Consider the following 20,852-nt stretch of genomic DNA (forward strand, 5'->3'; position numbering starts at 1 on the left):
ATGACTGAACGTCGTCGAACACGTGGAGAGCATCAAAAAGCTCTCGCTGAAAAAAATAAAAATAAAAAAACGAAACCAGCCTCATCCGCTAAGTCATGGTTTAAACGCATTTTTTTAACAGTCTTAGCAATCGGTGTAGCAGGCTTAATTGGAGGAGCTGCATTATTTGCCTTCTATGCAAGCACGGCTCCAGAGCTCGATGAAGAATTACTGAAAGATCCTGTTTCTTCAGAGTTCTACGATAAAAACGGTGAATTATTTGCAACAATCGGTGCTGAAAACCGTAAATATATAAAATATGAAGATATACCTGAAGATATGATCAATGCGATTCTGGCTACAGAAGATGTACGCTTTTTTGAGCATCATGGGATGGATTTTTATCGTCTAGGCGGTGCAATCCTTGCAAACTTCCGTGATGGCTTTGGTGCGCAAGGTGCATCGACTTTAACACAGCAAGTAGTTAAAAACTCATTTTTACAAAACGAGAAGAAATTAAAGCGTAAAGCACAGGAAGCATGGCTTGCCTTCCAATTAGAGCGTAAGTATACAAAAGAAGAAATTTTTGAAATGTACTTCAACAAAATGCTTATGTCAGGTCGTATCTATGGCTTCGGCACAGCCGCACAATACTTCTATGGTAAAGAATTAAAAGATTTAACATTAGATGAAGAAGCATTATTAGCAGGGTTAGTGCAACGACCAAATGCGTATAATCCATTAAAAAACCCTGAGCTTGCAAAAAAACGACGTAATACCGTTTTAGGATTAATGTATCAACACGGAAAAATTTCTAAAGCCGAAATGGAAGAAGCAAAAAAAGCAGAAGTTCAATCAGGTTTAGCGGATGATGCAACACGTCAATCATTTGCAGGTTCCAAATATGATGCCTTCCTGGATATTGTTATTAATGAATTAGAAAATAATGGTGATGGTTCGGCAATGGCAGAAGGAATCAAAGTCTATACGACACTTGATCCAAATGCTCAACAAGTTGTAGAGAATGTCATGAATGATGATAGTAATTTCCCAACTGAAGAAATTCAGTCAGGTGTGGCGGTCGTTGATACAAAAACTGGTGCCATTCAAGCCGTTGGTGGCGGTCGTAAATATGGTGCAGAACGTGGCTGGAATTATGCCGAGGACTTAACAAATAATCAACCAGGTTCCACAATGAAACCGTTAGTCGACTATGGGCCAGCAATTGAATATTTAAAATGGTCTACAGGTCAAACACTTGTCGACGAACCAATGAACTATACAGGCACAAAGCAAACAATCACAAACTGGGATGGCAGATATATGGGTGCCATGACTGCACGTAAAGCATTATATGCTTCAAGAAACGTTCCAGCTGTTAAAGCATTACAGGAGGTTGGCACTGAAAAAGCCAAGGAATTTGTTGGACGTTTAGGGATAGAAACAGAAAACCTCTATGAGTCCGATGCAATTGGTGGTGGTGCTATTACTATCTCCCCTATTCAAATGGCAGCTTCCTATGCTGCTTTCGGTAATAACGGGGTCTATACAGATCCGCATTCGATTACAAAAATTGTTTATCGTGATGGTAAAACGTCTAAAAACTATACACCTGAGTCTAAAGTGGCTATGAATGATTATACGGCTTACATGGTAACAGACATGCTACGTGATGTAGTCGGCAATAAGCCTGATGCCTCAGGAACTGCAGCCAATGTGCCTGGCTTAGATATCGCAGGTAAAACAGGTACAACTAACTATTCAGCAGAAGACTTTAACAAATATAATTTACCGAATACAAGTGTGCCAGATTCATGGTTTGCTGGTTACACAACTAACTATTCCATCGCTATATGGAGTGGCTATGAAAAACACTTTGATCCAATTACAACGTGGGAAGAACGTCGATTACCACAAAACCTATTTAAGACAATTATGCAAGAGATTTCAGCAAATGTTGAGACAGCTAGCTTCAAAAAGCCAAGTACAGTTGTAGAAGCAACGGTGGAAGTAGGCTCTAATCCTTTAAGATTGGCAAGTGACTATACACCTAGCGAACTACGTCAAACAGAGTTATTCGTTCGCGGAACTGAACCAACAGAGGTTTCTGAGGTCTATGAGGCGCCAGAGCTATCTACACCTTATAATGTTTCAGCAAGCTTAGATTTAGGAGCACAGTCGATCAATATTTCTTGGGAACATGATGCCATCCTAAATCCAGAAACCGATGAACCATTACCAACTTCATTTGAAGTTTCTGCCACACGTGAAGGTGGAGAAACGGTTATCCTTGGCACAGCAGACACGAAAGGCTTAACTGTTGCTAACACGCTTGAAGATGGTAACTATACAATCTCTGTCGTAGCCATTGTAGACGGCACACGCAGTGAGCCTGGGACAACTACCTTCCAGATCACAAGTACCCCTGAGGAAGATTTGGAAACGGAAGATCCAGATGAACCAGATATTGATTTACCGATTGATCCTGATCAAGAGGACAATGATCAAGGTAATAACAATAATGGCAATGGCGACAACGGCAATAACAACAATAATAACGGGAATGGCAATGGGCATGGAAATAACGGCAACGGTGGAAACAATGGCAATAATGATGGAAATCAGCAGCCAACACCTCCTACCGAGCCTACCAACCCAAATGAAGAAGACCAAAGCTCAGAATAAAGAAAAAAACCGAGAAGCAGTGAATGAACTGCTTCTCGGTTTTTTTATTGATGAAGGCTCTGAGGCTATCCGTCAGTTTTGACGATCTATCCGCCACTCTACACGGTCTATCCGTCACTTTTCGCGTCCTATCCTTCACTTTACCTGTTCTATCCATTAGCTTGAATTCGCAGTCGTGCTGCGCGCTTTTTCGTTTCTTTAAATAGCTCATCTAGTTGACGATAGCATGCATATTGACCTGGCTTAGCTTTAATAAAGGCTAGTCGCTCAACACCATTAATCGGTAGCACTTCATCGCCTGCAGCTTGCACAAGTTGTTCAAATAGCTCGATGGCATCTTCCATTAGCCCTTTTGCCAGTCCATTTCTTGCATCATGTGCTGTATGGATAGCGGCTTGTAGAGAAGTCCATTGGGCAAACCATGCATCAACCTTTTCTTTTGCAATGGCTTCACTATTCACGCTTCCTTCACCAGGCCTTTCTTTAAACGCTTTTGCCCTTCACGACAATCGTCCAGTAAAGGGCAAGTACGGCATCCAGGATTTTGGGCCTTACAATGATAACGTCCAAAGAAAATTAATTGGTGATGCGTTTTTGACCATTTCTCCATTGGCGTTTTCTTCATAATCGTTTCTTCCACTTCAAGCACCGAATCTTTCCATCGACAGAGCCCTAGGCGTTTGGATACTCGCTCCACATGGGTATCCACTGCAAGTGCTGGAATATCGAAGGCTACTGAAAGCACAACATTGGCCGTTTTTCGTCCTACACCTGGTAACGTCACCAAGGCTTCACGTGTTGCAGGGATTTCACCATCGTACTCATCTAGTAAACGTTGACATAGAGCCTGAATGTTCTTCGCCTTATTGCGATAAAGGCCAATAGAGCGAATATCCTGTTGCAATTCCTCTATAGAAACAGCTAAATAATCTTCTGGTGTTTTATATTTTTGAAATAAGGTTTTCGTTACTTTATTGACAAGTACATCTGTACATTGCGCAGATAATAATGTGGCAATTGTTAGCTCAAAAGCATTATCATGAACGAGCTCACAATGTGCGTCCGGAAACATTCGATCCATTTCTTCTAGACAATGCTCCCACTGTTTTTTCGATAACAAACTGGATGCCCCCCTATTCTCTTTCTTCCAACCAATTATAAAATGGAACTCTCCCCGTTGATTGCGTTTCTTGTTGAACTGTTCGAGCTGGTGCTCTGTTAAATGTCTGTTTCTCACGGAACTGTTCACTTTGCTTTTGTGCGGCTTGTGGTGTTGTAATATTTTTCTTTTTCCATTCTAATAAAATGCGATCAATATAGCGAATACTCAGTTTCCCAGCAAAGACAGCCTCCTTTAGCGCCTCTTTGATGAGTGCGGGACTATGCTTGTCCTCATCAAGCCAACATCCAATTTTTTCAAGTTCTAAAGGAGATAAAAGACGCCCCATTTCCTCTTCAAAAAGACGGAATATCTCTCCTTCTTCTTGTTGAAGTGTCACTGCCGTTTGTTGCTGCTCTTTCATATCGATCATCTGTAAAATGCGCTCCCATAGCGGGTATACGGAATACTTTTCATATAGCTTGCCGCCCGCGTCGACATCTCGTGTAATTTCAAGAAAACCCTTTTGCATTAATCGCTGTAAACGTGATGTGATATCATTATCAGACATTGTGAGACGATTTTTTAGATCATTAGGTGTTGGGAAGTCATTCTCTTCCATATGAAAGGCCAATAAATGCATGACAATCAGTGCCTCTTCATCCTCCATATTTAACTCCTTATAAAACTGAAAAAAAAGCTGAGGAATGGGAACCATTCTCTGCTCAGTCCATGTACGGAGCCGATGATTATTTATGTTCATTATTCTCCAGACTCCTTCTTTAAGTAAGTAGAAAAGCCGCGTAGATAGTTCACTACGCGACTTTTAAATTGATTAGCTTATGGATATAAGCGGTTTAGTAAACGTGGGAATGGAATTGTTTCACGGATATGCTCTGTGCCTGAAATCCATGCTACAGTTCGCTCTAACCCAAGACCAAAACCTGAATGTGGGACAGAGCCATGTTTGCGAAGCTCTAAATACCAAGCATAGGCCTCTAATGATAGGTTATGCTCTTCCAGACGTGATTTTAATAAATCGTAGTCATGAATTCGCTCAGAACCACCAATAATTTCTCCGTAACCCTCTGGTGCAATTAAATCAGCACATAATACAACATCATCACGATCTGGGTGTGGTTGCATATAGAACGGTTTAATGCCTACTGGGTAACAAGTAATAAATACTGGTTTGTCAAATGAATTCGCAATCGCTGTTTCATGTGGCGCACCAAAATCATCGCCCCACTCAATATCGTCGAAGCCTTGTTCGTGTAAAAGCTTAATCGCATCATCATAAGAAATTCGAGGGAATGGCGCTTTAATGTTTTCAAGTGTTGATGTATCACGGCCAAGTCGCTCTAAATCTAATTTGCAGTTTGCAAGTACAGATTGTACGATATGCGCTACATATTGCTCTTGTACTTCTAAATTTTCTTCAAACTCTACGAATGCCATTTCAGGCTCAATCATCCAAAACTCGATTAAATGACGACGAGTCTTAGATTTTTCAGCACGGAAAGTTGGACCGAATGAGAATACTTTTCCTAAAGCCATCGCAGCAGCTTCCATGTATAGCTGACCAGATTGAGATAGATAAGCATCTTCATCAAAATATTTTGTATGGAACAGCTCTGAAGTACCTTCAGGCGCAGAACCTGTTAAAATTGGTGGGTCCATTTTTGTAAAACCGTTGTTATTGAAAAATTCGTAAGTAGCGCGAATAATTTCATTACGAATTTTCATAATGGCATGTTGTTTACGGGAGCGCAGCCATAAATGACGGTTATCCATTAAGAATTCTGGACCATGTTCTTTTGGTGTGATTGGGAAATCTGTTGCTGCATGTAGTACCTCGATACCAGTAATAGCAAGCTCACAGCCAAAGCTTGAACGTTCGTCAGCTTTCACCTCACCAATCACATACATAGAAGTTTCTTGTGTCATCCCTTTTGCCGTAGCAAAAATTTCTTCGCCTACTTCTTCTTTCACTACAACGCCCTGTACAAAGCCAGAGCCATCACGAAGCTGTAGGAACGCGATTTTTCCGCTTGAACGTTTATTGGCTAACCAAGCGCCAATTTTGACTGTTTCACCGATATGCTGTGGCATATCTTTAATCATAATTTTTTTCATAGAAATCCTCCAAAGTTGACTAGAAGGATTAGTCTTGCCATTTTGATTTTACGAATGTATCAATACGACGGACTGCCTCTTCTAATAAGTCTAAAGATGTAGCATAAGATAATCGCATAGTAGTTGGTGTACCGAAGCCAGAGCCTGGAATCACTGCTACGTTTGCTTCTGTTAAAATATCCGCAGCAAATGCATCTACTGAATCATAGCCAGTGTGAGCCATAGCTTCTGCTACGTCTGGTAATAGGTAGAATGCACCCTGTGGCTTTAATACATGGAAGCCAGGAATAGCACTTAACTGTGGGTAAATTTTTTCAAGACGAGATTCAAATGCCTGACGCATTTCCTCTACCGTATCCTGAGAGCCATTATACGCCTCCACAGTTGCATATTGTGCTGTTGTTGTCGCATTAGATGTTGAGTGTGATGCAAGGTCAGTCATTGCTTTAATAATGTCTGCGTCACCTGCAGCATATCCAATACGCCAGCCTGTCATAGAGTGAGATTTTGCCACACCATTAACAACGATTGTACGTGCTTTCACTGCATCAGAAAGTTGTGCAATTGAAAAATGCTCAATACCATTGTATACAAGCTTCTCATAAATTTCATCTGACACGATTAAAATATCTTTTTCTTCTGCAACAGCAGCAAGTTCTGCAAGCTCTTCACGAGAATAAATCATCCCTGATGGGTTACTAGGAGAATTTATAATCACTGCTTTTGTCTTGTCTGTCACAGCTGCTCTCAGTTGATCCGCTGTAATTTTATAGCTTTGTTCACGTGTACCTTCAACATAAACTGGTACGCCGCCAGCTAATTTCACTTGTTCTGGATAAGACACCCAATAAGGAATAGGAATAATAACCTCGTCGCCTTCATTTAAAATCACTTGGAATAGCGTGTATAAAATATGCTTTGCCCCTACACCAACAATGATTTCATTTGGCTGATAAGTAAGGTTATTGTCGCGTTGAAGCTTATCAATAATGGCTTTTTTCAGAACTGGAAGTCCGCCAGCGGGTGTATATTTTGTATAACCTTTTTCCATTGAATCAATGGCAGCATTTAAAATATTTTGAGGTGTATTAAAGTCTGGTTCACCAGCTCCAAGACCAATAACATCAATACCTTGCTCTTTCAATGCTTTTGCTTTTGCAGTAATCGCTAATGTTGAAGATGGTGTTAAAGTTTTTACACGTGTTGCTAATAAATTTTTCATTCGGGATCTACTCCTCTTATAAATTCGTAATGCGCTTCCACCAGTCGCCATCCTTAAACAGAATATAGACATAGTTGAGCTGGTCGTGGTCGTTCAGATACGTAATTTCCCAAACTGCGCCAGGCTCCTCATAGCCTAATTTCATGTGGAGGACTTTTTGTACATTTCCTTCATTTTTAAAAACCGATAATGCTTGCTTTTCCGTAATACCATCTTCTAATAACACTTCCTGAATGGAATCCTCGTCTAGATTCGTCGGAACAAAGACAGCTTTTTTATCACCGTATTCGTCTACCCCGAACACAGTAACATACGAATGTTTGCCATTATATGTGTAGGACTCCGATACAATTGCGAGGGCTTTGGCATCGAGTGCCAACTGTTCAGCCTGCTCTTCAATTGAACGGAACGGAGCCTCGGCTTTCCAGAGTACTAAAATACTAATGACAAGTGACAACGAAACAATAAAGACAGAAATGAAAATTAACCAGTTTTTCATCTATTCACCTTATGTTTCACATCGAGCTGTTTTGGCATAACACATAGCTGATGCATGTGTGTGTCTATAACTGTGTAACCATTCATTTTGCTTTCCATTTTGTCAACCTGCTTTCTTTCCTCATACCACAACATTATACAACAATTTTGTGCTGTCGTGTTTCTTAATTTCATATATTGTACGTTGCTAGAACAACGTTTTCAAATGATGACTACAGTAAATTTCATTCCACCTCATAGAAGCCTCGTTTTGGGCATAAAAAACATGGTCCAATCACAAGAAAAATTCCTATTTAACTATGTAAATAGGAACCTGTCATTATGATAATTCGTATAGCACACAGCTAGCACGGCCATTCGCTTTTGCTTGGTATAAACAGCTATCTGCTTGCTCAAATAGCTCCTTGTATTGATAGTCTTTCTGATTATTCACACAAGCACCCATACTAACCCTTAAAGGATAACTTTGCTGTTCTTGTTCGAGCTTTAATGAGAGCAAATAGGCATGTGTGTTATGGACCAATGTTTTGATATAGTCCTTTTGCGAATGCCTGAAACAAAGGATAAATTCATCTCCGCCATAGCGAATAATTTTCACATCTTCATCCTGTAAAAAATCCTTCAAGCTGTTAGCTAAAAGCTGTAAAATCATATCTCCAAATAAATGACCATGCGTGTCGTTAAATAGTTTAAAATAATCGACATCCAAAACCGTAATACATACATAGGATTGCGCTATTTCGGCTGCATTGAGCCATTCCTGTAGCTCATAGTCTAAAAAATGACGATTTAAAACACCTGTTAATGGATCATAATGTGCTTTTATCTCAAGCTTTTCCTTTTGACGCTTAAATTCCAAGTTCATTACTTGTTGTAATAAATTTGCAACACTCATTTTTTCTGATAGATCAATATATTCACGCTGTACATCAAAAATTTCATCTCGCCAATCCAATTGATACAATACGTTTAACAGTAAGCGCATCACTTTTTTTGTTATCGGCTTATCTCCATAAGATTGGGCAAGATCTATGGCTTGTTTATAATAGAATACGGCTTCTTCAAGCTTTTCCTGTTTTTCAAATAAAAAACCGTAGCCAAACAATGCCGCTACTTTTTCTCGTTTATGATGATGAATAATTGCAGAGGATAAAGTACTGTCCAGCAATGCCTTCCCCTTTTTAAAATCCCCTTCTAAAATATACACATCTGCTAAATTATTATTAATACGAATATCATGTAATTTTGCTAGCTCAGGCATTGTTCTAGCAAGAGATTTGTTATATTCTCTAGCTAATAGCCCTGCTTGAAGTGCTTCCTTTGTACAGCCCTTCTCTACCTCTAAATAGCACAGATTATTATGACAGCGAACAAGCATGACAGGATCTTGTAGCTCCTGTGCATAGGCGATAGATTTCTTCGTCATTTCCACCGTTTTTTCACGGATGCCCACTAAATCATAGATTAATGACATCACTAAATGATAATGCATTAAATCTTTTGTCGTACCATAATTTTGACAAATGGCCTCATAATCATGAATAAGATTAACCATGCTTAATGTGTCACCTAAAGAATGATGAACTAATATTTTTTGATAGTACAAATCCATGACATATGCATAGTTATTGCTCTCTAATGCGACTAAAAGACCTTGATCAGCAAGCTTTAGTGCTTTCGTTAAATACCCCTTTGTGCGCATCTCCATTATCGTTTTATTTAATTCTTCTAATGTTAATTCCACCGTTTCATCACTTCTCCATGCCCCATATCATCCAGTTTACTTTGTGCTTTCTCAATTATAAGACATATTTATTCACTTCGTCCCCTTTTTCGTAAGATACCAACTATTACCTACAACGCAAAAATCTCTTGTGACGATTGTTTTAAAATCTTCCATCTGTTTGCTTTAAAATGAATCATTTTATTCCTATAATATGTAATTAATTTTTTTATGTTCTTTACACATTTTTCTCCATTTTTGTCCTCGTTACCTGTTGTTTTTACCCATATGATGAGTTTATTAGCTATTTTAGTATCGAAAAGGGATGTGATGTTGTGAGTATGCAAATTAACCCTTCTGATCCAGCAACGATTCCAAAATTTGTAGATGAACTTCCAAAACCAATGATCGCCAAACCAAAATACAGCAGAGGGCAACAGAAGAATGATTATTACGAATTGGTCATGATGGAAGGCCAGCATCGTTTTCATAAGCATTTTCCAAACTCATTAATTTGGGGCTATAATGGACTTTACCCAGGGCCAACCATAGAAGCTTCAAAAGATAAAACTATCTATGTGAAATACAAAAATCAGCTGCCCTTACAGCACTTTTTGCCAGTAGATTTTACGCTTCATGCTGCAAACGATTCACAAGAAGTAAGAACAGTTACTCACCTACATGGTGCCAATGTGGATTGGCAGAGTGATGGTCATCCTGAAGCATGGTACACAAAAGACTATCGGCATACTGGTCCAAAATTTAATAAGGAAATACATGAATATACGAATCATCAGCCTGGCACTACCATGTGGTATCATGACCATGCCATGGCTTTAACACGTTTAAATGTTTATGCAGGATTAGCAGGCTTTTATTTATTAAGGGATGCCCTTGAGGAACGCTCTAATTTACCATGTGGAGACTATGAATATCCGATTTTGATACAAGATAAATCGTTTAATGAGGATGGCTCATTGTTTTATCCTGACGAACCACCATTTCCTGTGCCTGTTCACCCCTCTATCACACCAGGCTTTGTTGGCAATACGATAGTGGTTAATGGAAAACTATGGCCTTATTTAGATGTAGAGCCACGTAAATATAGATTTCGTTTCCTAAATGGATCTAATCGACGAGGCTATGTCATTAGTCTTTCCAATGGTCAACCAATGTTTCAAATTGGTACAGATGGCGGTTTACTACCAGCCCCACAGCTTATCCAATCTGTCGAGTTGCTGCCAGCTGAACGCACGGATGTAATTATCGATTTTTCAAGCTGTGCTGGACAGGAGATTACCTTACTTAATACTGATACCGATTTCAGTGATGAACATACAAACGTGATTATGCAGTTTCGAGTAATTTTACCTTTGAAATGTGAAGATACAAGTGAAATTCCAGAAAGACTTGCCGTTTCTATGGATCTACATCCACACCATGCACATATAGAAAGACAACTGCCATTGACGGCGACTACCGATGAATTTGGGCGACCTATGTTGCTATTAAATGATCGTATGTACCATGATCCAGCAACGGAAAAACCTTCTTTAGATAGTGTTGAAATCTGGAACTTTATTAATGCTACACCCTTTATCCACCCTATTCACCTACATCTCATTCAATTTAAAATTTTGGAACGAAGGCCGTTTGATTTAGATATCTATCAAAATGAAGGCATCGTACAATTTACAGGGCCGCCTGAAGAACCAAGAGACTATGAGCGAGGTTGGAAGGACACGGTGAAGGCTGACGCTGGAAAGGTTACAAAAATTATTATGCATTGGAAAGATCATGTCGGGAATTATATGTGGCATTGTCATTTCCTTGAGCATGAGGATCATGATATGATGCGACCCATTCTCGTTATGAAAGACGTCCATGCTGTTCAGCAGCCTCATGCAGCAGTAGAACATCCCGTAACACATCAAGAATCAACAGCTCCGACAAGTACTACAAGTACTACAAGTACTACAAGTACTACCCATCATAGCGAATTTTCAGCACCACTATTAAATGAGGTAGAACACTCAGTACTTGAGGAAGAAAAGGTAGCCTTACCTAATGAAGAGGAATCCATTACTATTCATATAGGAGATAATACACGACATATGCCAACGCTACTGTTACCAACCCTTCCTACCAATACTCCTACCAACAGGCATAGTCCTCGTCGTAGAACCAGAAGATTTTAGCTAGGTATCGCTTTACAAAGAAAACTACCAATGAAAAGGTGGTTTTCTTTGTTCTAGCAATTTACTTGGCCTCCAATCGCCATATTCTTTTCGTTACGAAAGCTAATAATAATACACACACAGAGATCATCAGGACTGGTATATAGATATTGGCTTGAAAGTACTCAAATAGCAACCCATACCCCATCTGTCCAAGTGGTGCCATACACTGTGATACTGCCATCATAATCGCCATGACCTTCCCCAATTGTTCATTTGGTGTTTCTTTTTGGACAAGGGTCATTACGTAAATGGAGATGATCGTCATCATCATCGCAATGATAAGCGCACACCCAATAAATAAGCTATACGAGGGATAATAGCCAATTTGAAGGGCGTGAGGGAGTACAGACATAGCCATAGGAATCACCAAAAAGGCTGACACCAATACCCAAATATAGAGGGTGTGCATACGCAGCTTTTTTGCAAAGTAACCCATCGTTAACGCGCCTAAAATCGTCGCAAAATCAATAATCCCCATTCCTATTCCATACAATGTATCACTACTTTTCATCGTGACACGAAGAATAATAGGCACACCAACGATAAAAAGTGGGGTCAATAGTAAATTCAATAAAGCAGCAAGTAGCGTACATTTTAAAATAAATGTTTGCTTCACCACATAAGTAAAACCTTCTTTCATGTCTTTGATTAATGTCGGTACCAAATGACCATCATAGCTACGTTTCACAAATGGGATCGTCATAAACATTTCTACAATAGCCGTAATGAAAAATAATAAACCACTTACTATGACGAGAAGTTTGAGGCCGAGCATTCCATATAAAATCCCACCTAGCACAGGTGCTGTCACCCCCGCTAATGCCTGGACCCCATTGACAATCCCATTAGCCTGCTCAAGCTTTTGCTCACTAACCAATAGCGGAATACTAGCCATTACAGCTGGCGTGTACATCGCACTAATGAATGAAAGAAGCACCATAACCGACCCAATCCATAGCACAGAATGATTGTCTGTTAGTAATACAATAAAAAAAATCAATACAATGCCACTACTGACAAAATCAAATAGGACCATTAAATTTCGCCGATTAAAACGATCTGCTATTGCGCCACCAAATGGTGTAAGTAAAACAGGTAGGCTTGAAATAGCAAAAAGCACAGCAAAAAGATCTGCCCGTCCTGTTATATCTAAAACAAAAAGTGAAAGAGCAAACCTTAAAAGTGCAGAGCCTAAAATTGAAATAATTTGCCCAACTACCATAATGATAAAATCTTTCGAAAAGCCTTTTTCTTTGACTAGCATTTCCATATGAAAAACACCCCTTATTATTTTTAGACCGACAGTCGGTCATTTAATATGTTAAAAAATTGTAGGCACAAGTTGAGGCTTTACAGCTTCTTGAACTTGCCCTACAAATTAGACTGACTGTCGGTTTATAAATAGTATATGTGAACTCTCCAAAAAAAGGAACATATTTTTATATTTTCCTTTTTGTTCATCCTATTTGCTTTTAAAGTAATGTTTAATTTGCTCAATCATAGCCGTTGTTGCCTGACTAACATAGCGATCTACACTGAAAATAATGGATAGGCTTCGGCTTTGAGCATCATTTGAAAATCATCACCCGATTTGGCATGTATCATATGTACACCCTCTTTATGTGTAGGAGTACTACTATTTCGCTCCTGCTTCTAGTAGAATTTTTTCAATTTCAGTAAATCCTTTTTCTTTAGCCATTGTTAATGGTGTCACACCATATTGATCCACTAATTGTGTATCTGCTCCATGTTCAACTAATAGACGAACTATTTCTTGTTGCTCTTCTCCACCATCATTGAGGAGAATGGCTTCAATCAATGGTGTCCAGCCACAAATATTTGTATGGTTGACATTGATGTCTGTAGTCGTTACAAGTTCACGAACTACCTCTACAAAGCCCTTCTCACTTGCTGGATGAATCCCTACACCGCCAAAGCGTGTTAAACGCTCTAAATCTGTGTTTGCTTGTAGCATTATTTTCACAAGCTCTAACTTTCCATTTATACATCCATACAAAAATGGGTTCAAACAAATTTGATCTTGAAGGTCAATATCTGCCCCTTCCTGAATCAAAAATTTTACTGTTTCTAATTGATCATTCATTGCAGCAAGTAAAATTGCTGTACGTTTGCGCTTATTTTGAGAATTAATATCCACACCTTGTTGTAAATAACCTTTCAGAGCGTTAATATCACCTGCTTCAGCTGCAGTTAAAAATTCTGAGACCACATTTATATCTACCAATTTCATTCCTCCATTTCTCTGACCTATTGTTCATTTCGACTAAAAAGAAATAAACCGCGAGAATGTTATTACTTTCACATTTCCGTCTTACAAGCTTTATTTTATTCTCTTATCCTGTAGATATCATTGTTTAGCAAAACCAAAAAGAATGTAGATCATTTAGGCAATATGTACAATGTTTTGTGATAAGATTATGGCGAAGGAGTGAAATCATTTGCTAACAATTAAAGATATATTAGAGATAAAGGCACTGGAAGGAATTAAAATTGTTGCTGGAGAGCAAGGAATTCACAATGAAATTGCACTTGTGAATATTATCGAAAATCCCGATGCATTTGATTGGCTGACGCCGAATGAATTATTGTTAACGACTGGTTACATCTTCCAAGATAATGAAGCCTTACAAAATAAAATCATCCAAGAAATCTCTAAAATCAATTGTGCAGGCCTTGTTATCAAAATGAGGCGCTATTTACAAAAGACGCCTCAAAACATGATCGATATTGCCAATCAGCATGGATTACCGTTATTAGAGTTACCTTATAATTACACCCTTTCCAAGGTCATCTCGATTATCAATGAAAAGGCATGTGGACGTTATGATCTATTAAATAGAAAATCTTTGGATATGCACAATACGCTATTTAAGGTGGCGCTTGAAGGAGGAGGCATTGAATCCATTTCCTCTAAATTAGCTGAAACAATTAATAATCCGATAATCTTTTTAGATAATGACTGGAATTTACTGCATTATACAGATCTTGATACGAATCCTGTACCACTTGCCTATGGGATCAACCTAAAGAAGAATCGTCCAACATTTTCAAAGGATTTTATTGATACCATTCCAAACGATCTCAACGAAATGCAAAAATCCATTACACGAATCTATCAATTAGAAGATCTAGCAGTAACCTGTAGAATTCTCCCTGTCGCAGTGGCCAACTATATTTATGGCTATATTGTCATTTGGCAAACTGTACGGGATCTGAATGAGTTTGATTTCATCGTTTTAGAGCAAGCCTCCACGATTGTGGCACTAGAAAGGATAAAACAGAAGGAAATTGAGGGTGTACGTTTAAAGATTAAACAAGAGTTTTTTGATGATTTATTGACTGGAAAAATCACTTCGCTTGAAACGCTACAAACACTATGTGATCTCCACGGCTTAAAGATCAACCATAAATATTATTGCATCGTCATCTCTATTATCCATGAAAATTTGCAAAACCACCATGATTTAATCTCTAGAAAATACGAAACCGATAATATTGCAAAAAAATGTATGAACTTAATTTATGAGCACTCTAGCACAATTAATGGGGAAATTACATGCCTTTATCGCAATAACCAAATCATTATATTAGTTGGACAGCAAGACGACAAACAAGATTTCACGATCAATGAAACAAAGCAATACGCAGAAAACATTCTCCAATTATTAGTACAACAACATACGCAAACCTCCTTCTTAATTGGAATTGGCAAAGAATATAAACATATACGTTTTGTCCATAAAAGCTTTGCAGAGGCACATGAAGCTCTCCGTCTTATGCACTGCTTCGAAGAGCGTGGAGCAGTGGCTCATTATGCAGATCACTCCATTTATCATTTTTTAGATTCAAATATTAATGAAGTGCAGCTAAAGGACTTTTTCTTAGAAAGCTTGGGTTCTGTCTTTGAGCACGATCTATTACACGGGACAAGCTATCTACTTACATTAGAAAATTACTTTATCAATCATATGAATATAAGTGAAACAGCCAAGGAAATGTTTATCCATCGCAACACGTTAATTTATCGAATTGAAAAGATTAAAGAAATTTTAAAAACCGATCTAAAAAGCTATGAGGAGCTGTTACAAATCCAGCTAGCTTTGAGAATCTATCGCTTGCTTGGTAAGTCTTTATACCACGATGAATTCGCAGACTAGTATCAAAAGGTGGTGATCGCATCACCTTTTTTGATGACCATTCATTTCATATTCAGTTCATAAACGCATGCTATAGTAAAGCCATAGAAACGAAATACATTGTTTTCAGACAATGAAGGAGGCTTATTTCTTTGCAAGAAACATCAAATGATATGTCTAAACAAAAAGATTGGCGCCGTTTTATACAATTAGTAAAACGTGCCGAACCACCGATTTGGCTACTTGTCATCGCTTTAGTGATGAGTTTAGCAACGACAGGTGTAGGGTTTATTGTTCCATTATTTACAAAACAATTAGTGGATGGCTTTTCGTTAGAATCGCTTAATTATTGGCAAATCATTATACTGGGTATTGCCTTTATTGCACAGGCTATTGCCAGTGGATTATCCATCTACTATTTAAATCGAGTTGGACATCATGTTGTGGCAAAATTACGCGACCAGCTATGGAGAAAGCTGTTGCATTTACCAATCCCCTATTATGATGAACATGATACCGGTGAAACATTGAGCCGTGTTACGAATGACACAGCGGTTGTGAAAGAGCTTATAACAGAGCATTTAGCCAACTGTTTATCTGGCGTTATCTCCATAATAGGTTCTATTATCATTCTTCTATTTTTAGATTGGAAAATGACTTTAGTCATGCTGATTGCCGTGCCATTGGCTATGGTGATCTTAATGCTGCTAGGGCGACGCATGTTTGTGATTTCAAAAGGGATGCAAGATGAAACAGCGAAATTTACGTCTGTATTAAATCAAGTATTACCTGAAACGCGCCTAGTCAAGGCTTCAAATGCTGAGCAAATTGAATATGAGCGTGGAAAAAAGGGCATTACTAATCTCTTTACATTCGGCTTAAAAGAAGCAAAAATCCACGCACTGATTTCCCCGCTGATTTCATTCGTTCTGATGTCCGTGCTTGTAGCTATTATTGGCTATGGTGGTGTTCGTGTTTCCTCTGGAGAGCTGACGGCTGGCGATATGGTGGCATTTATTTTATATTTAATCCAAATCATTATGCCAATGACGCAATTAACGATGTTCTTTACCCAGCTCCAAAAAGCCATGGGTGCTACAGAACGAATTAGTGCATTACTTGAATACGAGGAAGAACATATTGAAGAAGGCTTAACTGTAGAAAAAGTAGATCAACCCATTTATGTTAAAAATGTTGATTTTTCTTATGGTGAGGAACCCATTTTATCCGATATTAATTTCACAATTGAGCCAGGCAAAGTAACAGCCATTGTGGGTCCAAGTGGTGGCGGTAAAACAACTACATTTTCTCTGCTCGAACGATATTATCAGCCAACAAACGGTAGTATCATGCTAGGAGATACACCTATCGAAACATTCTCACTCCACTCTTGGCGCAGTCAAATCGGCTATGTAGCGCAGGAAAGTGCCCTGCTATCAGGAACGATTCGAGAAAATATTTGCTATGGTATTGACCGTGAAGTGCAAGATGATGAGCTAGAAAAAGTGGCTAAAATGGCCTATGCGGATCAATTTATTAACGAACTTCCAGACAAGTTTGACACTGAAGTTGGAGAACGAGGCATCAAGCTTTCAGGAGGACAACGTCAGCGTATCTCTATCGCAAGAGCGCTATTACGTAATCCGCAAATATTAATGCTGGATGAAGCAACATCAAGCTTAGATAGTAAATCAGAAATTTATGTACAAAAAGCATTAGACAACTTAATGCAAGGACGCACAACACTAGTCATTGCGCATCGTTTATCGACAGTGGTAGATGCCGATCAAATATTGTTTATTGAGAAAGGGCATATTACTGGCTGTGGTACACACGAAACACTCTTTGAAAGACATGCTATGTATCGTGAGTTTGCCATGCAGCAATTACGCATTAAAGACGTTGAATAGAGGGGTTTGTTGAGATGACAAAACTATTAGTCGTGGATGATGATGCACATATTCGAGAATTGGTAAAAGTGTTTCTGCAAAATGAGGGCTTAGAAGTGATAGAGGCTATCGATGGTGTCGATGCACTGTCTAAATTAGACACTGAGAAAATCGATATGGTCGTGATGGATATTATGATGCCCAATATGGATGGCTGGGCATTATGCGAGGAAATACGTTCATTCAATACAGATCTACCAATCCTTATGCTAACAGCTAAAGGAGAAACCTCTCAAAAAATCAAGGGCTTTCATTTAGGGACAGATGATTACCTTGTAAAGCCATTCGAGCCTGCCGAGCTAATCGTACGTGTTAAGTCTATTTTAAAAAGATATCGTATCTCCCTTTCTCAAGTTTTAGAGGCTGGTAATGTCAAATTAAATCGCCATACATATGAAGTGGAAATGAACGGCGAGACGATTCTACTTCGTCTGAAGGAGTTCGAGCTATTATTTACACTTGCAAGCTATGTTGGCAAAACCTTTTCCCGTGAACAATTAATCGAAGAAATATGGGGCTACGACTATGAGGGAGATGAACGAACAGTTGATGTCCATATCAAAAGAATACGAGAACGCTTTCCACAGGAGACGAGCGGTATTACCATTCGCACCATTCGTGGTCTTGGTTACCGCCTGGAACTAGGCACATGAGAAAACGAAGATTCTTGTTAAGATTAGTGATGGTCTTTTGCCTGTTTCTTGTAGCAAACACCGTTTTCGCTTTTATTTCCTATCATGTAACTACGTGGCTATATGGTCGGTTAGGGGTAGAGCCTCAGGGATTTTGGCTACAACTAGCAACAGTGATTGGTGTATTTGCACTCTTTGCCTGTTCAGCAGCCATTATCTTTTTCATCGGACTAAATCGACAACGCAACTATTGGGACACGATTGTAGATGCATTAAGCCGTATGGCAAAAGGTGATTTTGATGTTCAACTGGATTTAAGAGCAGATGAGGAGGATCAATTTGGGCAATTGATTCATGGTATTAATCATATGGCCGTTGAGTTAGGTGAACTGGAAAGAATGCGTCAGGAGTTCATTTCCAACGTCTCCCATGAGATTCAATCACCTTTAACGTCTATTAATGGCTTTGCAAAGGCGCTGAAAAATATTAACCTACCTGAAGAAAAACGTCAGCATTATTTAGCTATAATCGAATTAGAAAGTAATCGTTTATCAAAAATTAGCGACAATTTGCTCAAGCTAACTTCCTTAGAATCGCAGCATCATCCATTTGAACCTATAACTTATCGACTCGATAAACAATTACGTAATGTAGTGTTGGCACTGGAACCGAATTGGTTAGCCAAACAGATTGACTTTGATCTCGATCTTGATAACCTGAGCATCACTGCAGATGAGGATTTGATGAATCAAGTCTGGATGAATTTGCTGACAAACAGTATTAAGTTTACACCTACCAATGGAACCATCACATTATCTATGAAAAAGCAATTCCACACGATAATGGTGATGGTTCAAGACACTGGTATTGGCTTAACAGAAGAACAACAAAAGCATATTTTCGAAAGATTTTATAAGGCCGATCACTCGCGAACTGCTGGAAATGGCGGTAGCGGATTAGGGCTAGCCATTGTCAAAAAAATAATTGAGATGCATCATGGAACCATTGCTGTAGAAAGCAAAATAGCAGAATATACAAGATTTTTGATTACTGTCCCCATCAACAGTACGCCAACTCGTGCAAACGACTAACACCGTCTGCATGAGTTATTTTTTCTAATAAGCTACTTTGCTAAAGTATCGATATACTTTATTTAGTTTTTGCTGTTGCTTCCCCTTTTTACTTTCCATATTACCAAACTCAAAAAACTTCACTTTTTTCATTCCAACAAACTTAAACAACGCCCTTTTCATTAAAATTTTATGTGCATTGTTCAACCATAAAAATGGATAATTGGTTGGCCCCTTCATCGTGGACACACAAACTACAGACTTCCCTTTTAAAAGACCCTCTGGAAATAACCCCTTTGTATCTCGATAAGCAAAATTTGCTGCAAATAATTGGTCGATATACCCTAACAGCATGGCTGGCGGTCTCCCCCACCAGATCGGATAAACAAATACAATTTGATCTGCCCAAGAGAGCTGTTGGCGGTATTTCTCCATTTTCGGATCCCGATACATATCACGACGTCGTTTATGTTCATGGAAAATTAAGCGTGGATCAAACTCTTCTTCATATAAATCGAGTATCTGAATCTCCTCAATGGCAGGGTTCTCACGACACCCCTTTATCACTTCTTGTAAAAAAGCATAATTTAAACTTTTATGGTTGGGGTATGTATAAACAATTAACGTTTTCATTGTGTGCCTCCTCATTACTTATCATTTGATAACAAAATAATAGTTCATTTCATTTTAGTTGTCAAATGATAATTGTTTTAGGACAAGTTATTTGTTATCTTGACAGTAAGAGGTGATCCCATTGAATAAAAGCGCTTTATTTCATCAGTTTGTAGCATTTACAGCAACAGTCCATCAAGTGACACATGATCTCACACAAAATGTTACCGCTGCGAATATCACACCGCTACACTATAAAATTCTTGAATATATTAAAGTAAGCCAACCTGTCACACCAACCGAAATCAGTGAGTGTCAGCATATGTCCTTACCCAACACTAGCCGTGAACTTCGGAAATTGCAGGAACGGCAGCTAATCGAAAAATTTAGTGACACAGCCGATCGTAGAAAACAGTATGTCCGTTTGTCCAAAGAAGGTGAAAAATTGATGGAGGAGGCATTTGTCTGTATAGAAGAACGCTTTTTACAGCTTATTCACCACGCAACACAGGATGATCTAAAGGACATCCAGCATGCTCTAACCATTTTAGAGGAAAAGGTTTTTCATCAAAACGACTAAGACTATACTTCTTTGATCACTATTGGCGTAGCAGGGGACGAGATCTTTTTTTGACTGAATTGCTTTTTCTTTGGTTTGAAGTGATCATTTTTTATTCAAAACCGCTCTTTCTCTGGCTCGGAGTGCTCACTTTTGAACCGCTACGGCTGTTAGTATAAAAAATGGACACGAACTTAAGAGAGACTTATGATGAAGGAACAAAAAGGACGTGTCGAAAATGGAAAAGCAAACAAGAAAAAGATTATCGCAAGAAACCAAAGATTATATTGT

General features: G+C 38.7%; 17 protein-coding genes. 7 read left to right on the top strand and 10 right to left on the bottom strand.

The genetic code is table 11. From position 1 onward, the window contains the following. Positions 1 to 2,664 (top strand): PBP1A family penicillin-binding protein, encoded by a 2,664-nt coding sequence (locus RCJ95_RS19430; RefSeq protein ID WP_446722639.1) that lies wholly within the window; start codon positions 1 to 3, stop codon positions 2,662 to 2,664. A gap of 149 nt (positions 2,665 to 2,813) precedes the next feature. Here the strand turns inward: RCJ95_RS19430 and RCJ95_RS19435 are convergent, their stop codons facing one another. From RCJ95_RS19435 to RCJ95_RS19465, 7 genes are all read right to left on the bottom strand, one after another. Then, a complete protein-coding gene (locus tag RCJ95_RS19435) occupies positions 2,814 to 3,125 on the bottom strand; it encodes a YpoC family protein (RefSeq protein ID WP_313149994.1) in 312 nt (103 codons plus the stop codon). Next, the gene (nth, locus tag RCJ95_RS19440) at positions 3,122 to 3,784 is read right to left on the bottom strand and encodes an endonuclease III (protein ID WP_221680675.1); all 663 of its coding nucleotides are present in this window, start codon (positions 3,782 to 3,784) and stop codon (positions 3,122 to 3,124) included. Before nth ends, RCJ95_RS19435 begins: the two co-directional genes overlap by 4 nt. 13 nt (positions 3,785 to 3,797) lie before the next feature. Then, the gene (locus RCJ95_RS19445; RefSeq protein ID WP_221680674.1) at positions 3,798 to 4,526 is read right to left on the bottom strand and encodes a DnaD domain-containing protein; all 729 of its coding nucleotides are present in this window, start codon (positions 4,524 to 4,526) and stop codon (positions 3,798 to 3,800) included. 77 nt (positions 4,527 to 4,603) lie between these two features. Beyond that, positions 4,604 to 5,899, bottom strand: coding sequence for an asparagine--tRNA ligase (gene asnS / locus RCJ95_RS19450; protein ID WP_221680673.1), 1,296 nt, complete (start codon positions 5,897 to 5,899; stop codon positions 4,604 to 4,606). A gap of 28 nt (positions 5,900 to 5,927) precedes the next feature. After that, complete coding sequence (locus RCJ95_RS19455) at positions 5,928 to 7,121, bottom strand: pyridoxal phosphate-dependent aminotransferase (protein WP_221680672.1); 1,194 nt, start codon at positions 7,119 to 7,121, stop codon at positions 5,928 to 5,930. Between the two features lie 16 nt (positions 7,122 to 7,137). Beyond that, positions 7,138 to 7,620 (bottom strand): cell wall elongation regulator TseB-like domain-containing protein, encoded by a 483-nt coding sequence (locus tag RCJ95_RS19460; protein WP_016994292.1) that lies wholly within the window; start codon positions 7,618 to 7,620, stop codon positions 7,138 to 7,140. A gap of 318 nt (positions 7,621 to 7,938) precedes the next feature. After that, positions 7,939 to 9,363 carry a tetratricopeptide repeat-containing diguanylate cyclase gene (locus RCJ95_RS19465; protein WP_221680671.1) on the bottom strand — a complete coding sequence of 475 codons (1,425 nt, stop codon included), beginning with the start codon at positions 9,361 to 9,363 and terminating at the stop codon, positions 7,939 to 7,941. A gap of 320 nt (positions 9,364 to 9,683) precedes the next feature. Here RCJ95_RS19465 and RCJ95_RS19470 point away from each other — a divergent pair, with 320 nt between their 5' ends. Next, a complete protein-coding gene (locus RCJ95_RS19470; RefSeq protein WP_446722641.1) occupies positions 9,684 to 11,540 on the top strand; it encodes a multicopper oxidase family protein in 1,857 nt (618 codons plus the stop codon). A gap of 61 nt (positions 11,541 to 11,601) precedes the next feature. Here the strand turns inward: RCJ95_RS19470 and RCJ95_RS19475 are convergent, their stop codons facing one another. Together RCJ95_RS19475 and RCJ95_RS19480 are read right to left on the bottom strand one after the other, a co-directional pair. Beyond that, positions 11,602 to 12,852, bottom strand: coding sequence for an MFS transporter (locus RCJ95_RS19475; protein ID WP_221680670.1), 1,251 nt, complete (start codon positions 12,850 to 12,852; stop codon positions 11,602 to 11,604). A 366-nt stretch (positions 12,853 to 13,218) separates the two neighbouring features. After that, entirely contained in the window at positions 13,219 to 13,827 is a 609-nt protein-coding gene (locus RCJ95_RS19480) for an ankyrin repeat domain-containing protein (RefSeq protein WP_221680669.1), read from the bottom strand. A gap of 214 nt (positions 13,828 to 14,041) precedes the next feature. On the opposite strand from RCJ95_RS19480, the gene RCJ95_RS19485 reads away from it, so the two are divergent. From RCJ95_RS19485 to RCJ95_RS19500, 4 genes are all read left to right on the top strand, one after another. Further along, complete coding sequence (locus RCJ95_RS19485) at positions 14,042 to 15,760, top strand: PucR family transcriptional regulator (RefSeq protein ID WP_446722640.1); 1,719 nt, start codon at positions 14,042 to 14,044, stop codon at positions 15,758 to 15,760. 131 nt (positions 15,761 to 15,891) lie between these two features. Next, entirely contained in the window at positions 15,892 to 17,649 is a 1,758-nt protein-coding gene (locus RCJ95_RS19490; protein ID WP_312128965.1) for an ABC transporter ATP-binding protein, read from the top strand. Positions 17,650 to 17,663: 14 nt separating this feature from the next. Beyond that, positions 17,664 to 18,341 (top strand): response regulator transcription factor, encoded by a 678-nt coding sequence (locus RCJ95_RS19495; protein WP_257521749.1) that lies wholly within the window; start codon positions 17,664 to 17,666, stop codon positions 18,339 to 18,341. Further along, positions 18,338 to 19,411: a sensor histidine kinase gene (locus RCJ95_RS19500; RefSeq protein WP_221680666.1), complete on the top strand. Its 1,074-nt coding sequence runs from the start codon at positions 18,338 to 18,340 to the stop codon at positions 19,409 to 19,411. The genes RCJ95_RS19495 and RCJ95_RS19500 overlap by 4 nt, the downstream gene beginning before the upstream one ends. A gap of 24 nt (positions 19,412 to 19,435) precedes the next feature. Here RCJ95_RS19500 and RCJ95_RS19505 read toward each other — a convergent pair whose 3' ends face one another. Further along, on the bottom strand, positions 19,436 to 20,023 hold the full coding sequence (locus RCJ95_RS19505; protein ID WP_004232802.1) for an NAD(P)H-dependent oxidoreductase: 588 nt from the start codon (positions 20,021 to 20,023) through the stop codon (positions 19,436 to 19,438). Between the two features lie 121 nt (positions 20,024 to 20,144). On the opposite strand from RCJ95_RS19505, the gene RCJ95_RS19510 reads away from it, so the two are divergent. Beyond that, on the top strand, positions 20,145 to 20,582 hold the full coding sequence (locus tag RCJ95_RS19510) for a MarR family winged helix-turn-helix transcriptional regulator (protein WP_221680665.1): 438 nt from the start codon (positions 20,145 to 20,147) through the stop codon (positions 20,580 to 20,582). The last annotated feature ends 270 nt before the right edge of the window (positions 20,583 to 20,852 follow it).

The organism is Lysinibacillus sp. BSL11, assembly GCF_052928325.1.

Excerpts from the sequence above, each read along its gene's own strand:
- RCJ95_RS19470 (WP_446722641.1), top strand. The coding sequence starts at position 9,684 with ATGCAAATTAACCCTTCTGATCCAGCAACGATTCCAAAATTTGTAGAT.
- RCJ95_RS19445 (WP_221680674.1), bottom strand. The coding sequence starts at position 4,526 with ATGAACATAAATAATCATCGGCTCCGTACATGGACTGAGCAGAGAATG.
- asnS (WP_221680673.1), bottom strand. The coding sequence starts at position 5,899 with ATGAAAAAAATTATGATTAAAGATATGCCACAGCATATCGGTGAAACA.
- RCJ95_RS19455 (WP_221680672.1), bottom strand. The coding sequence starts at position 7,121 with ATGAAAAATTTATTAGCAACACGTGTAAAAACTTTAACACCATCTTCA.
- RCJ95_RS19460 (WP_016994292.1), bottom strand. The coding sequence starts at position 7,620 with ATGAAAAACTGGTTAATTTTCATTTCTGTCTTTATTGTTTCGTTGTCA.
- RCJ95_RS19495 (WP_257521749.1), top strand. The coding sequence starts at position 17,664 with ATGACAAAACTATTAGTCGTGGATGATGATGCACATATTCGAGAATTG.
- RCJ95_RS19430 (WP_446722639.1), top strand. The coding sequence starts at position 1 with ATGACTGAACGTCGTCGAACACGTGGAGAGCATCAAAAAGCTCTCGCT.
- RCJ95_RS19475 (WP_221680670.1), bottom strand. The coding sequence starts at position 12,852 with ATGGAAATGCTAGTCAAAGAAAAAGGCTTTTCGAAAGATTTTATCATT.
- RCJ95_RS19505 (WP_004232802.1), bottom strand. The coding sequence starts at position 20,023 with ATGAAAACGTTAATTGTTTATACATACCCCAACCATAAAAGTTTAAAT.
- RCJ95_RS19500 (WP_221680666.1), top strand. The coding sequence starts at position 18,338 with ATGAGAAAACGAAGATTCTTGTTAAGATTAGTGATGGTCTTTTGCCTG.